Source organism: uncultured Cohaesibacter sp. (assembly GCF_963556055.3).
Lineage (GTDB): Bacteria > Pseudomonadota > Alphaproteobacteria > Rhizobiales > Cohaesibacteraceae > Cohaesibacter.
In genome coordinates, this window is record NZ_CAUVYE020000015.1 from 53,081 (window position 1) to 67,296 (window position 14,216).

Annotated in this window: 14 protein-coding genes; 8 read left to right on the plus strand and 6 right to left on the minus strand. The window is 51.7% G+C overall.

What is annotated here, in order from left to right; translation table 11 throughout:
* Complete coding sequence (locus ACHZB8_RS12925; protein WP_316860911.1) at nt 1–501, minus strand: TRAP transporter small permease; 501 nt, start codon at nt 499–501, stop codon at nt 1–3.
* A 59-nt stretch (nt 502–560) separates the two neighbouring features.
* A complete protein-coding gene (locus ACHZB8_RS12930) occupies nt 561–1,574 on the minus strand; it encodes a TRAP transporter substrate-binding protein (protein WP_316860913.1) in 1,014 nt (337 codons plus the stop codon).
* 125 nt (nt 1,575–1,699) lie between these two features.
* On the opposite strand from ACHZB8_RS12930, the gene ACHZB8_RS12935 reads away from it, so the two are divergent.
* The 3 genes from ACHZB8_RS12935 (at nt 1,700) to ACHZB8_RS12945 (ending at nt 4,513) form a co-directional block, all read left to right on the plus strand.
* Nucleotides 1,700–2,863, plus strand: a complete 1,164-nt coding sequence (locus ACHZB8_RS12935; protein WP_316860915.1) for a mandelate racemase/muconate lactonizing enzyme family protein — start codon at nt 1,700–1,702, stop codon at nt 2,861–2,863.
* Nucleotides 2,856–3,542 carry a FadR/GntR family transcriptional regulator gene (locus ACHZB8_RS12940; RefSeq protein WP_316860916.1) on the plus strand — a complete coding sequence of 229 codons (687 nt, stop codon included), beginning with the start codon at nt 2,856–2,858 and terminating at the stop codon, nt 3,540–3,542. Before ACHZB8_RS12935 ends, ACHZB8_RS12940 begins: the two co-directional genes overlap by 8 nt.
* 203 nt (nt 3,543–3,745) lie before the next feature.
* Nucleotides 3,746–4,513, plus strand: coding sequence for a sulfite exporter TauE/SafE family protein (locus ACHZB8_RS12945; protein ID WP_316860918.1), 768 nt, complete (start codon nt 3,746–3,748; stop codon nt 4,511–4,513).
* A gap of 189 nt (nt 4,514–4,702) precedes the next feature.
* On the opposite strand, the gene ACHZB8_RS12950 is transcribed toward ACHZB8_RS12945, so the two are convergent.
* The 3 genes from ACHZB8_RS12950 to ACHZB8_RS12960 form a co-directional block, all read right to left on the minus strand.
* On the minus strand, nt 4,703–5,290 hold the full coding sequence (locus ACHZB8_RS12950; RefSeq protein ID WP_316860919.1) for a GNAT family N-acetyltransferase: 588 nt from the start codon (nt 5,288–5,290) through the stop codon (nt 4,703–4,705).
* The gene (locus ACHZB8_RS12955; protein ID WP_316860921.1) at nt 5,287–6,777 is read right to left on the minus strand and encodes a hypothetical protein; all 1,491 of its coding nucleotides are present in this window, start codon (nt 6,775–6,777) and stop codon (nt 5,287–5,289) included. Before ACHZB8_RS12955 ends, ACHZB8_RS12950 begins: the two co-directional genes overlap by 4 nt.
* A 135-nt stretch (nt 6,778–6,912) precedes the next feature.
* Complete coding sequence (locus tag ACHZB8_RS12960; RefSeq protein ID WP_316860922.1) at nt 6,913–8,115, minus strand: ROK family transcriptional regulator; 1,203 nt, start codon at nt 8,113–8,115, stop codon at nt 6,913–6,915.
* Nucleotides 8,116–8,457: 342 nt separating this feature from the next.
* On the opposite strand from ACHZB8_RS12960, the gene ACHZB8_RS12965 reads away from it, so the two are divergent.
* The 5 genes from ACHZB8_RS12965 (at nt 8,458) to ACHZB8_RS12985 (ending at nt 13,061) form a co-directional block, all read left to right on the plus strand.
* Nucleotides 8,458–9,474, plus strand: coding sequence for a substrate-binding domain-containing protein (locus ACHZB8_RS12965; protein ID WP_316860924.1), 1,017 nt, complete (start codon nt 8,458–8,460; stop codon nt 9,472–9,474).
* A gap of 77 nt (nt 9,475–9,551) precedes the next feature.
* Nucleotides 9,552–10,613: an ABC transporter permease gene (locus ACHZB8_RS12970; protein ID WP_316860925.1), complete on the plus strand. Its 1,062-nt coding sequence runs from the start codon at nt 9,552–9,554 to the stop codon at nt 10,611–10,613.
* Nucleotides 10,613–11,389, plus strand: a complete 777-nt coding sequence (locus ACHZB8_RS12975; RefSeq protein WP_394706193.1) for an ATP-binding cassette domain-containing protein — start codon at nt 10,613–10,615, stop codon at nt 11,387–11,389. The genes ACHZB8_RS12970 and ACHZB8_RS12975 overlap by 1 nt, the downstream gene beginning before the upstream one ends.
* Nucleotides 11,389–12,036, plus strand: coding sequence for a nucleoside/nucleotide kinase family protein (locus ACHZB8_RS12980; RefSeq protein ID WP_316860929.1), 648 nt, complete (start codon nt 11,389–11,391; stop codon nt 12,034–12,036). Before ACHZB8_RS12975 ends, ACHZB8_RS12980 begins: the two co-directional genes overlap by 1 nt.
* A gap of 308 nt (nt 12,037–12,344) precedes the next feature.
* Nucleotides 12,345–13,061, plus strand: a complete 717-nt coding sequence (locus ACHZB8_RS12985; protein WP_316860930.1) for a UTRA domain-containing protein — start codon at nt 12,345–12,347, stop codon at nt 13,059–13,061.
* A gap of 33 nt (nt 13,062–13,094) precedes the next feature.
* On the opposite strand, the gene hisC is transcribed toward ACHZB8_RS12985, so the two are convergent.
* On the minus strand, nt 13,095–14,213 hold the full coding sequence (gene hisC / locus ACHZB8_RS12990; RefSeq protein ID WP_316860931.1) for a histidinol-phosphate transaminase: 1,119 nt from the start codon (nt 14,211–14,213) through the stop codon (nt 13,095–13,097).
* Nucleotides 14,214–14,216: the final 3 nt, after the last annotated feature.

The window sequence follows — 14,216 nt, forward strand, 5'->3', positions numbered from 1 at the left end:
TTACTCTCCTTCGCCCAAGGCAGCGACATTGTCTTGTCCGGCCTGCCCGGCAGGAGCACGCAAGACCCCGACAAGATGTTCAAAGGCGAAAATCACGGTAAAAAATCCGAACAGGGGCAAGGCAAGTTGAACCCAGGCGATGGGCAACCCTGTTGCCGGCGACGTCGAGGTCCAGTTCAACTGCATCAGTTGCCAGCCACCGATGCCGATGACGCTGGCAAAGACGATCAGCCCCAGATCGGCGATTGTGAGCAACACGCGCTCGGCTCTGGCACCCAGGATTTCTTCCAGAATGGTGATGGCCATATGGGTCCCCTGCCTTGCACACACTGCCGCGGCCAGAAAAACCATCCAGATGAAGCTGTATCGCGAAATCTCATCAATCCAGCCAAGGGAATTGGAAAAGGCATATCTCAACACGACCTGCATGAATGTAATGGAAACAAAAAAGACAAACAGGGCGGTGATGATCCAGCTGAGGAATCGCTCAAGGAAGCGCATGTTTCATACTCCTATGAACAGGCCGGCGGCCGATGGGCTTGCCGACCTGCTGGTCAACATCAGGCAATCAGCATTTTCACAAGATCTTTGCCGTCTGGTCCCAGATCCTTGGTGAGCAGATCCCAAACCGGCAGCACGGCTTCCCGAAGAGGGTCGGTATTGAGCTCATTCACTTTGAGGCCAGCCGTTTCAAGCGCCTTGAGTGAGGCGGCATTGTCAGCACGGGCAACGCTTCTTTGTTTTCGGAATGCTTCGCGGGCTGCCAATTCAACGGCTTTCTGCTGGTCTGCGGAGAGCTTCCCATATGCAAATTTGCCAATCACCATATGAATGGGATTATATTGGTGGCGGGTCAATGAGTAGAATTTTGAAACTTCATTGAATTTCTGTTGCGTTACCGCTGCCGGAGTGCCTTCGGCCCCGTCCACGACGCCGGTCTGCATGGCGGTGTAAACCTCGGAATACGGGATCGGTGTCGGGGAAGCACCAAGGGCTTTCATCGGCTCGATATGCAGCTTGGCTTCCGGAACGCGCAATTTCAGGCCTTTGAAATCTTCAATGCCGGTGATCGGGCGCACGGTGTTGAAGACAGAGCGCCATCCCAATTCACCCCAGGCAAGAATGCGCATGCCAGCCTGTTTGAACATCGCTTCGGACAGATGTTCGGAAAATTCGCCTTCCAGCAGTTTGTCCACGTGGGCATCATCGCGGTAGGAATAGTAAAGGGCCGCGGTCACCATGATGGGCGCAAGGTTGGCGCTGTAGTCGGGACCTGAAGAGGTGATATCGACCGAGCCAAGTTTGAGGCCTTCATACAGATCGCGCAGATTTCCCAACTGACCGGCAGGGAAGACCTTGACGTCAACCGCGCCTCCCGTGGCCTCTTTGGTCAGTTTCGCAAATTCAAGATAGCCTTTGTGGGTCGCACTTTCCGGAGATTCAATGTGCGCTGCGCGCAGCGTTACGGCGGACTTTGCGGATACAATTGCAGGGGCTCCCAAAATGGCAGCACCGGTAAGACTGGTTTTGAGCAACTGGCGGCGCGTCAAAGCCAACTTTGCGCTCTTGGACATGTTTGTACTCCTCCTAGATAACCACCGCCCCACCGGACGGCACACTATAGACTTGACAAATAAACAAGCTGGTGTCAACAAATTGGTTGGACCGGTTGACCAATTTTTTCATCAAGGAGGAGCAAGTGTCCCATTTATCCAAAAGGACCCGGATTGCGAATATAGACGTTTCCGCATATCGGGTACCGCTCAAAAAACCTTGGGTTTCTGCGGCTCACGCCATCACGCACCACGAACATATTCTGGTAGAAATCGAGCTGGAAAATGGTGTTAAGGGTGTCGGCTGGACCTCCACCATGGGAAATGCCGGTCTCGCAGTCACCGCTTTGGCAAAAAGCTATTTGGCTCCGATGCTTATCGGGCGCAGCGTTTATGAACATGAAATTCTGTGGAATAATCTGTGGCGGCGCAGCCATCAGCCTGGTCCGAGCGGTATCGCCTCGCTGGCCGTTGCCGCCTTTGATCTTTGCCTTTGGGACTTGCGTGGCAAGCTTGCGGGCATGCCGGTGCGCCATCTGATCGGTGGTGAGAGCGACAAGATCGAGATCTACGCAAGCGCGGTCAATCTGCATTTGAGCGAAAAGGCTCTAGTTGAACAAACCCGCGAATTTCTCGATGCGGGCAACAGGAAATTCAAGATCAAGGTCGGACGGCCCAATATCGACGAAGACCTGTCCCGGATTGCTGCGGTGCGCGACGTCATCGGCGATCTGCCCATGATGCTTGACGCGAACCAGCGCTTCAAACCGGGTGAAGCCTTGCAGCGGATCAATGCCTATGCGCGCTTCAATCCTGTCTGGATGGAAGAGCCCATGGCCTCCGACGATGCCGGCAGCCATGCTCGGCTGGCGGCGGTCTCGCCGGTACCGATTGCGCTGGGAGAAGAAGTCTCGACCCGGTTCGAATTCTGGAACTATGTCTCGGCCGCCGCCGTTCACTATCTTCAGCCCAATGTTCTCAAGGTTGGCGGTATAAGCGAATGGCTCAAGTTGGCCCATTTGGGCAATTGCGCCAATCTGTTCATTGCTCCGCACGGAGCGCTGGAAGCCTCGGTGATCGTTGCCCCCGCGATACCGGGTTGCTTTTCGGTGGAAAATATCGACGGCGGCAGCTTTGTCGATCAAGGAATCGCATTTGAAACCATGCAAATCAAGGATGGTGAGGTCACTCTGCCGACCATTCCGGGACTGGGTGTTGAATTTGACATGGCAACTCTTGCGTCCTATCGTGTGGACTTCGATATTGAAGTTCCACTCGCCGATCCCTCGAAGTATTATGACAATGACTAATCGCCGTATTGCTGCTCCGGTTCGTGTCTACAGGCAAGTGGCTGACGATCTTCAGGATCGTATAGTGGCTGGAGAATTTCCCGAAGGAGGAAAGCTCCCCACCGAGCGGTCGCTTGCAACCGAATATGGCGTTTCGCGCACCTGTGTTCGCGAGGCCTTGCTGGCGATGGAGATTTCCGGTCTTGTTTCCATCCGTGTCGGCTCGGGCGTGTTTGTTCTGCCATCGAGTGAGAAAGTCCGCACCGACGAGCGCAGCCCCAGCGAAATACTCGAAGCCCGTTTGATTGTGGAACCCGAGCTTTGCGCCCTTGCCGCAGAGCGGGCAACGCCCGAGGAGCTCGAAGCGATCGGCAAATGCCTCACCGTCATGCATGACGAGCAAACAAAGGAAACGGAGACCGAACAGGGAGACAGGGAATTCCATCGCCTGATTGCCGAAGCGGCCCGCAATTCGATGCTCTATGATGTGGTCGTGGGGATCTGGAAGGAAATGGAAGATCCGATGTGGCAGGCGCTACAAAAGCATATCCGTAATCCTTCCCTGCGTCTTGGCTGGATCGAGGATCACCATGATATCCTCTCAGCCCTCAAGTCTGGCGACAAGCGCAAGGCGAGACATGCCATGAAAGCCCATATCAAAAGGGTCACAAGCACCTTGCAAAGGGGCAAATTCCTCTAGAATCGAACTGCCTGTTTCTTCCCACACCCGGCTTTTTGTGTGCCATGGACCTGCTTTTCTGTGCAGTGGGCCTGCCTTTCTTTCCCGTTCGTCTGCCTTCCTGTGTCGTTGACCTGCCCTGTCGATTGACTGGCTGGACAAATCACGTTTGCAAAGGCAGACTTGCCTCTTCATGCGCCATTGCAACCGGGAGAGATGACACCTTGCTCGAAACCCTGCCGTTTTTTGCCAATACCGGCCTTGGCGAGGGCACCTTGTGGACCCTTGTCATTGCCAGCTATTTCACCTCTGCGCTCACCGCCGCATTTGGCATCGGCGGAGGGGTCGCGCTGCTAGCCATCCTCAGCATGGCCATTCCGGTCACCACGCTCATTCCCCTTCATGGCATGGTACAGATGGGCTCCAACGCCGGTCGGGCCTGGCATTTGCGCCAACATGTCAAATGGTCGTTCATTGCCGCCTTCTCACTCGGAGCCCTGATCGGCACCGCCATCGGCTCGCAGATTGTCATCGCCTTGCCAGACGCGCTGTTGAAAGTGGTTCTGGCCCTGTTCATTCTGGCGCTGGTCTGGGCACCCAATCCGAAATTCATTCGCGGCGGTGCTTTGACCAATGCGTTTGGCGGGGCGATTTCGTCCTTGGGCAGCATGTTTGTGGGGGCCACCGGCCCTCTGGTTGCGGCGCTCGTGGCGGGAAAGGCCGATGATCGTCAGGGCGTCGTCAGCACTCATGCCACCGCCATGACCATCCAGCATGGTCTCAAGATCATCGCCTTCGGCATGGTCGGCTTTGCTTTCTCAACGTGGCTCGGTCTGATTGTGGCGATGATCGCGACCGGTTATCTTGGCACGATTACCGGTGGCAAGATCCTGCGCGTGATGGACGAGAAACTGTTCCGCAAGATCTTCAAGCTGATCCTCACCGCCCTCGCCCTGTTCATGCTCTTCAAGGGCGTTCAAGGCCTGCTCTGAACTTGTTATCGGGCATATATGCTTCAATGCGGTAATGATCGAGCCTAACCTCAGTGCACCATTCCATCAAATGTCAGATAGGACGGCGCAAGGAGTATTTGCCAAGGAATTTCGCAGGTGAGGACCCTTCGCTCTCAAGTTTTTTCTGACATTCCTATGTCTTTGAATGCGCGCCTCGTTGCTTGCCATTCACTTTTGCATAGTGGGTGCAGGGAACCCGAGCGATGAATAAAAATCTGCCAGAAACATCTCCACCACTTCAATCTTGGGCAAAGAACCGTCTCGGACATTGATAGCCATAAGATCCAAATCATAAACCCAGTCACCTCCTTTTTTTAGCGGAGGTTGGGCATAGTCAATTTCAAGTTTATGAAATCCCAGTTTCTCTATAGCAACCCTAAATTTCGATTCTTTATTTGACTCAGCAAATACAAAATTAACATTTTTTTCTTTTATATCTTCAACTATTACATTCAAAATTTTTTTAGCAACCCCACTTCTTCTGAATACATTTTTTACAAAAACATAGGTCAAAAGAATATACTGGTTACATAAAAAGCTCTGATACACGATAAAACCAACAATATTTCCATCGTCTTCTATTGACAGCTTTAAATTCCACGTTGGATCCCCTGAAGAATAAGACGTTATCCAATATTCCAGACTGTCAATTTCATCATTATTAAAATGCTGACTATTTGAAATCAGTTCGTGGCATTCTTTAATATAATTTATAGCCAATTCTTTTTCAAAATGCCGAATATCAACGATTTTCACTGGAGAACTTTCAAAATTGAGCCGACCAAACCATATCCGTCTGTGACGATAGATATAATGCTTAGAATAGCAATAAAAAGCAAAATCCTGTTGATTTTATTATTATCAAATATAAGACCTATGTCATTAATTTCTTTTATTAACTCACTATGTCCATCAAGAAATTTCTGATAGTAATCACGCCGATATGAAATTTTTCTGACATCATGAGCGCTATTATATAAATTTATTTCATTTTTATATCGAAAAATATTCTCAACATAATCAACATTCAACAAATGAAAGGCCTTTGTCTTTCTTAAAATATTTGGAATAACAATTTTTTTGGAAAGTTTAACTGGATTGTTGAGTCGATTTTTTACTGTCTTGTTAAGCTCCAAGAAAGGCTCTGATGTTCTTTTATTTACATTGCTTCCATGAATAATTTCTTGAATTATGTCTTCAGTTTGGTTTACAACATCCTCGTTATTTATGCAGATCATGGCAGGCAAGAATAAATAGGGGCAGGTTCCAATTTGAAATTTGGTTTCTTTGAATGTCCGCCAATCCGCAGAGAAAACGAAAAACGCGTTTTTTGTAATAATCTGGTATTCGCTTTCAACGGGGCAGGAAGGTTCCAGCGAGTCGCTAATCTCGTGTTCGTCCTGATATTGAAAGTCGATGATCCCCTGTACCATTCCTGATATTGCTTTGAAATATTCAAATTTACTCGAGCACTCCCGACAATCGTGATATTTTCTCAGTTCATCAAAAATATTTTTGTCTTCAATGCCGAGAATTAGATTTCTTACATTATGCTTCTGAAAACGAATATTATTTATATCAACGTCATATATTTCTTTCAGGAAATTATACAATGGATAGCTGCGATTACAGAAACTCTTCAACCTATTATTGACAAATTCAATAAAATTTAGATCTGTTCCGCCGCTACAAGAAAATTTCACGCCATTTTCACTATTCCGAAGACCTTCAGTGTTACTTTGTATTTTCATTAGCTGAATGATTTCATACTCACTCAACTTATCAAGTTCATCCTCTTTCGGGAAAATTGACAAAATATAATAGATGTTTCCAGATTCAAATACTGCAAAAAGATCAACGAAATGAAACTCTCCGTTCCAGCCATCCTGACAACGGCTTTTCAAGAGGACGTTTCTATCTTCCGCTTTGTACAAAATTGATTGAGGAAACGAAACTCTGACATCGTGTCTGTAGTTTTCTGAATAGTCTTCACATTTCAAGACGACTGGACAAGTTGATACCTTATGGTTCGCCAAAGTAATATCGTCTATAAAAGAGGAAAATGGCGATAGATGTTTTTCAAACAAACTATCATCCATTTTGGCGAAATATTTTTTTACATTCTCAAGAATGACATTTTCTTTTTCGACACCATCAAATTCACATTTTACAACAAAATTTATAAATATATTCGAATTGAAAACCACACTTGGCTTTTCATCCACTTCCACTAAATCCGCCACTGGTTTCTGTTCCCGATTTCAAAATTCAATAAACTGCCATTTTCACTTGTCTCTGAGGCAATCATACAGCAATTTTTTAGCTGCATATCGAATTAAATGCTCTCTTTGAAAACAGGCAACAAACCGACCCATGCCTTACACTGACCTTAGCAGCGTATTCTGGTCGATCATGTGATTCTGGTTGATGAGCCTTGCCGCGCCTCCGAGGACGCGCGCCTTGCGGCCGATATGGCCTGCATCGATGTCGGGCATCGTCACCCCTTGCAAATCGATGATATCCATCTGGTGGCGGAATTCCTCGACGAGCCTTGTTCTGATCGTTTCGGGAAAGGCCCCGTCAATAACGACCCCTTCGAAGTCGATCACCGCCAACGCAGAGACTGTTGCATGGGCAAGATTGCGCGCTGCCCTGACAATCCAGTTTGATAGCACCGGTTCAAGTCTCTCCCAATCGATGGACTCATCGTGAATATCCGGCATATCGAGTTTTTCGGTCGTGAGCATATGTTCGAGCACGATCAGCGAGGCGTGATCAACCAGTCGGTCCCCTTCCTTGTCTGGCACGCGCATGGGGCCAAAGCCGCCCGCATTGCCCTTGCGCCCGGAAAAGACGCTGCCGTTGAGAACAATGCCACCGCCAATGAAGGTGCCGACAAAGAAATAGATCCAGTCCTGAAACTGGCTTCGCGAGCCAAAGACCAACTCGGCGCGACAGGCTGCCGTTGCGTCATTCTCGAACAGGATTTCCCACGGCACCAGCTCTTGCAGCGCTGCGACCAGATCAAACTCGCGCCAGGCGTCCATCTCCTCGGGTGGAGCACCAAACTCGCTTGTCCAGCTCCAAAGCTCGAACGGCATCGTCACTCCCATGCCTGCAATGGTGCTTCGCTTCTGCTTTGCAGATCGCAAAAGGCCCGTCAGATTGTCATTGAAAAAGGACAGCGCCAATTGCGGTGTCGGATATGGGATGATGATGCGGCGGGATGCCTTTATTCGCCCCATGAAATCAATCACCGCAAGTTCCATGCTTTTGCGGCCGATGGCCAGAGACACGTAATATCTGACATCAGGATTGATACTCATCGGGGTGGATGGCTGACCGATCCGACCCCGGATCGGTTCATTGCGAAGCACGAAGCCATCTGCCTCCAGCGAACGAAAAATGGTGGAAATTGCGTTGGGTGACAGCCCGGTCGCTCTTGTCGCCTCTGCTTTGGTCACAGCCCCGTGATCGCGAATCAACTGGAGAACAAGCCGCTCGTTATAGCTCCTGATGGCGACCTGATTGGAGCCTTTCTGATAGCTGCTTTGCTGCGCTTGAGGGCTGTTATTATTCATCTTTTTACTATTTTGATACGCTTCCGGCTTCTGTCCCGAAAGCTCATTTGCGTTTGCGGCATTCTAGAAATCTGCAAATCGTTCCGCAAGACCAAACCTTGTCCCTTATGCCATCGTATTATTAATTCATTAGGAAGTATTAATTGACAAGCTTTTCAATTCAGAGTTACCGATAGGAAGGCGGCAGCCATGCCGCTTTGGGGGAAGCTTCGATATAAACACTGTTGGTCATGCTCACGCCAATCGAGGCTTTTTGCCCTTGGAGGAGACTTCGTTGTGCAGCTCCGGACATTCACGGATCACACAACAGAAGGTTGAGGCAATTGGAACCTGGAGTTCACTATGAAATATCTTACCACCCTTGCAACAGCATTGCTGGTTTCCGCTGGCATGTCCGTAGCTGCATCGGCAGCAGACACCTCTGTGTGCCTGATCACCAAAGATGCAACCAATCCGTTTTTTGTTAAAATGAAAGAAGGTGCCGAAGCCAAGGCCAAGGAACTCGGCGTCGAGCTGCGCAGTTTTGCCGGCAAATATGATGGCGACCATGAAACACAAGTCTCGGCCATTGAAACCTGCATCGCAGCGGGCGCTGGCGGTATTCTTCTGGTCGCAACCGATTCCAAGGCGATCACCGGTTCGGTCAAGAAGGCACGGGACGCGGGCCTTGTTGTCATCGCTCTTGATACGCCACTTGATCCGATGGACGCTGCCGACATGACCTTTGCCACCGACAACTTCCTTGCCGGTGAACTGATCGGGCAATGGGCAGCCAAAACCATAGATGATCCGGCTAAGGCAAAAATCGGCCTCATCAACATCAATGTCACCCAGCCATCTGTCGGCGTTCTGCGCAATCAGGGCTTCCTGACCGGCTTCGGCATCGATATTGGCGACAAGAGCAAATGGGGCGACGAAACCGATAGCCGCATCGTTGGACAGGAAATCGGCAACGGCAACGCAGAAGGCGGCCGCAAGGGCATGGAAAACCTGCTCGCCATCGATCCTGACATCAATGTCGTTTACACGATCAACGAACCAACCGCAGCAGGCGCCTATGAAGCTCTGAAAGCCTTTGGCAAGCAGAATGACGCGATCATCGTATCGGTCGACGGCGGCTGCCCGGGCGTTGCCAATGTTGGCGCAGGCATCATTGGTGCAACCGCGCAGCAATATCCGCTTGATATGGCAGGCAAAGGCGTGGAAGCCATTGTCAAAGCCGTTAAAACCGGTGAAATGCCAGCGGCAACAGAAGGCAAAGACTTCTACGATACCGGCGTTGGCCTTGTCACCGACAAGCCGGTCAAGGGGCTGAAACAGCTCACCGTCGAAGAAGGCAAGAATCTTTGCTGGGGCTAATGCCCATTGTGATGATCCCAATTCGGAACGCCGTCATCGGCGTTCCGTCCCCTTGCAATCCTTAGGAATGTGATCTCATGAATGATGCATCAGGCTCTGGTGAAACGCGCGAGCAGGAGCCGGAGATCGTCGCGGACTTTTCCAACCGGCATAAATCCGCAATGACGCGCCTTCTGGGCTTTCTACAGACAACCCCTTCGGCCATCCCGCTGTTTGTTCTGGTCATGGCCATCATCATCTTTGGCATTTTGAACGGCCATCGCTTTTTCTCGCCCTTCGCGCTGACCTTGATTTTGCAGCAAGTGGCGATTGTGGGCATTGTTGCCGTTGCGCAGTCCCTTGTCATTCTCACGGCGGGGATTGACCTGTCCGTGGGGGCCATTGCCGTCATGGCATCGGTCATCATGGGCAAGTTTTCCTTTGATCTTGGCATTCCGCCAGAACTGGCTGTGCTGTGCGGTCTTGGCAGTGGCCTGTTGTTCGGCACGGCCAACGGACTGTTGGTCGCCTATGTCAAGCTGCCGCCTTTCATTGTCACATTGGGTATGTGGCAAATCGTGCTGGCAGCCAATTTTCTCTATTCGGGCAGCGTGGTAATCCGCAGCGAAGAAATCGCGCAGAAAGCCCCGATCCTGCAATTTTTCGGCAGAACCATCACCTTTGGCGGAGCGGTCTTCACCTATGGTGTCATTCTGCTCTTGTTGCTGGTTCTGCTCATGTCCTACATTCTCAGCCAGACCTCCTGGGGACGGCATGTCTATGCGGTGGGCGATGACCCGGAAGCGGCGGAATTGTCCGGCGTCAAGGTCAAGGCCACTCTGGTTTCGGTCTATGCGATTGGCGGCTTCATCTGTGCGCTGGCCGGTTGGGCACTGATCGGACGTCTCGGCTCGGTGTCGCCGCAAGCGGGGCAATTGGCCAATATCGAGAGTATCACGGCTGTCGTGATCGGCGGCATTTCATTGTTTGGCGGGCGCGGCTCGGTTGCGGGCACGTTGTTTGGTGCGCTGATCGTCGGTGTTTTCACCCTTGGTCTCAGGCTTCTGGGAGCCGATGTACAGTGGACCTATCTGTTGATCGGTGCCCTGATCATCTTTGCCGTCACCATTGACCAAGCCATTCGGAAAGTGAGCCTGTGATGACCGAAGCCGTTTTGACCGCACGCAAACTGAACAAGAGATATGGTCATGTTGTCGCCATGGAGGATTGCGACTTTGACCTGCTGCCAGGGGAAATCCTAGCCATCATCGGGGACAATGGTGCAGGAAAATCTACCCTGATCAAGGCGCTGTCGGGTGCCCTCCGGCCCGACAGCGGTGAAATCCGGCTTGAAGGAAAGCCGGTAACCATCAACTCGCCCATCCAGGCGCGGGAACTGGGCATCGAGACGGTCTACCAGACCCTCGCCCTTTCCCCTGCCCTGTCCATTGCAGACAATATGTTCATGGGGCGCGAGTTGCTCAAGCCGGGCATCATGGGCAGTCTTTTCCGCCAGCTCGACAAGAAGAAAATGCAGGCAATCGCAAGAGACAAGCTCAGCGAGCTGGGCCTGATGACCATTCAGAACATCTCCCAAACGGTGGAGACCCTTTCGGGTGGCCAGCGGCAGGGGGTGGCAGTGGCACGCGCCGCTGCTTTCGGCACCAATGTCGTCATTCTGGACGAACCGACCGCAGCCCTTGGCGTCAAGGAAAGCCGCAAGGTTCTCGACCTCATCAAGACCATCAAGGAAAAGGGCATCCCGATCATTCTGATTTCACACAATATGCCCCATGTGTTCGAAGTGGCCGACAGAATCCATGTGCACAGACTTGGCAAACGGCTTTGCATCATCGATCCCAAGGACTATTCCATGTCCGATGCGGTGGCCCTGATGACCGGGGCCATGGCTCCTCCGGATAAAGAGGCAGCTTGATGAAAAAAGAGGATCTTGAGAAAAAGACGGCTCAAGTCTGTGATCTGGTCATGAACCGCATGACCGACGGAAAAAGGACCATTGTTGGCGTTGCCGGGGCCCCGGCCTCGGGAAAATCCACCCTTGCGGCGAAGGTTGTGGACCATCTCAATGCCAACGGCAACGGGGATGCGCCTCTGGCGGCCCTGTTGCCCATGGATGGGTATCATCTGGACAATCGGATCCTTGAAAAACGCGGTTTGCTTGCCCGAAAAGGCGCTCCGGAGACCTTCGATGCTGTCGGCTTCTGCGAGGCAGTCAAGGGCCTTGCCTCAGGGAGCCCGTGCACTTTCTTCCCGAGCTTTGACCGCACTCTCGATATTGCCATTGCAGGCGCCATAGAAATCACTCCCGCCACGCATGTCATCGTGGTGGAAGGCAATTATCTGTTGTTGAAATCAAGCCCGTGGAACAGCCTTGCCGACCATTTCACGACGACCATTTTCATCAATCCGGGGCTAGGCATCCTGACTGCGCGTCTGAACAAGAGATGGCTGAGGCATGGTCTTGATCCGGAAGCGGCTGCCAAAAGGACCGAGACCAACGATCTGGTCAATGCCCGTCTTGTTCTTTCGCAGAGCGCAAAAGCGGATCTCGAGCTTTCATAGACCGGGGTCATGATCTGAAGCATCCGGGCGACTCATTTGGACGGACTGCAAGAATAGTGACACCTTCCCGCACTATATTACACGCGACCTGGTGGCGTAGACATGGCAGAAAACGGCCATTTCGCGACAGCATGTCAGCGTCTGTGTCATAGCGCCGACACTTGCCTTGCATCCAGCGCTTTACAACGGACGTTTGTATTTCTATCCTGTGTTTCCATTTGAGAGTGTAATCGCTTGCTCTCACATGACGCCGTCGGGCTCTTTGGTCGAGCCTTGTTTTTGAGCAAGACAAATTCGGATGAGGCTTGATGGAGCCTGAGACAACAGCAAAAAGCAACCATGTCAGCATAAAGGCAGACATTCTGGAAAAGATTGTCGATGGCACGTGGCAACCGGGATACCAGTTACCGATTGAAACGGACCTTGCCACCCATTATGGCGTTTCGCGCATGACGATGAACAAGGTTCTCACCCAGTTGCATCGTGAGGGTTATGTCTATCGCCGCAAGCGAAAGGGAACGTTCGTTGCCGAGCCGCGCGTGCAATCGGCGGTCATGGAGATTGTCGATATCGAGCAGGAAGTCCTTGCCCTTAACAAGAGCTACCATTGGCAATTGCTTGATCGCCAGTGTCGGCACCTTCTGGACGCGGAAAAGCGCCTGCTGAAGCTGGAAGAGGCAAGCGATCTGCCTATCCTCCATATTCAGGGCATGCATTTTTGCGACGACAAGCCCTTCTGTCTCGAAACCCGGCTGATCAATCCCGAAACGGTACCCAGTGCACATTTTGAAACCTTCGAGAAGAGTGCGCCGGGAGGATGGTTGCTCAAGGAGCTGCCATGGACCAAGGCCGTGCATGAGATCCGTGCGGTAAATGTCAGCGCAGAAGAAGCAACCCTGCTGGCAATCGACAAAAGCGAAGCCTGCCTGCAAATTGACCGCCAGACCGAAATCGATGCCAACTGGGTCACGCGCGCGCGTCTGTTATATCCCGGCAGCAGCCACCAGCTGATCGCCCAGTTTTAGGAGCGGGAAACGCACCGCCCTGCCTTTGCCGGATCAATCGCAGCCGAGGCATTTGGAGAGGGCTTGTAGAAACTGGGTATTTTCCGACTCAAGTCCAATCGATGCCCGGATCCAGCTCTCATAACCTTGCTGTTTCCATGGCTTGATGATGACCCCTTCCGATATCAGTTGGCTGGCGATATCGATTGAGGGGGCTTTGACATCCACAAACAGGAAGTTGCCAAGCGATGGCAGTACTGTAAGGCCTTTGGCCCTGAGTCTTTTGGTGACACGCATCCGCTCCTGGGTGACAGTTTCAAGGACCGGACGGATGTCCTGTTCATGCTCCAGAGCGGCGATGGCTCCGGCCTGAGCGGCGGCATTCACATTGAACGGCGTGCGAACCAGATCAAGACCGCGACGGATATCGGCGTTATTGGTCAGCCCATAGCCAACCCGAAGGCCTGCCAGCCCGTAGGCTTTGGAGAAGGTCCGCAACAGGATGAGCGGCTTGTCATGGCTGTGCAGCCAATCGCTTCCCGATCTGAAGTCAGCATCGCCATGCAGGGCATATTCGAGATAGGCCTCGTCCAGACATAACAGGCTGTCGGGATGCTGGGCCGCGAGCACCGCCTGAAGCTGATCGCCATCAAGCCACAGGCCTGTCGGGTTCATGGGATTGGCAAAAACAGTCATGCGCACCGGACGGGCAACGGCCTTGATCAGCGCATCGATGTCGATTTCATGATTTGCCGTGAGATCAATGGCATTGACGGTTGCACCCATCATTGTTGCGTAATCCTCATGCAGAGGAAAAGACGGATAGAGCGTGACCACCTCATCGCCGGGACGCAGGATGGCCCGTGCCAGAATGTTCAGTATATCCTCGGATCCATTGCCAAAGACCACCTGACCGGGAGCACAGTTCCATTTTTCCGCAATGACGTGCGCAAGCGTCCGGCCTATGGGGTCGGGATACATGGCTGCCGAGACAAGAGCATTCTCCATGCTTTTTCTTATGCTTGAAGGCAATTCATAGGGGTTTTCATTGGAACCAAGTTTGGCAATTGGCTTGCCCTGCGCACGATCTGCTACATCTTCCAGTGATAAACCAACATTATACGGCTTGAGTGAGGACAATTCCGACCTTAGGATGAAGCTTTGTGACGCCATGGA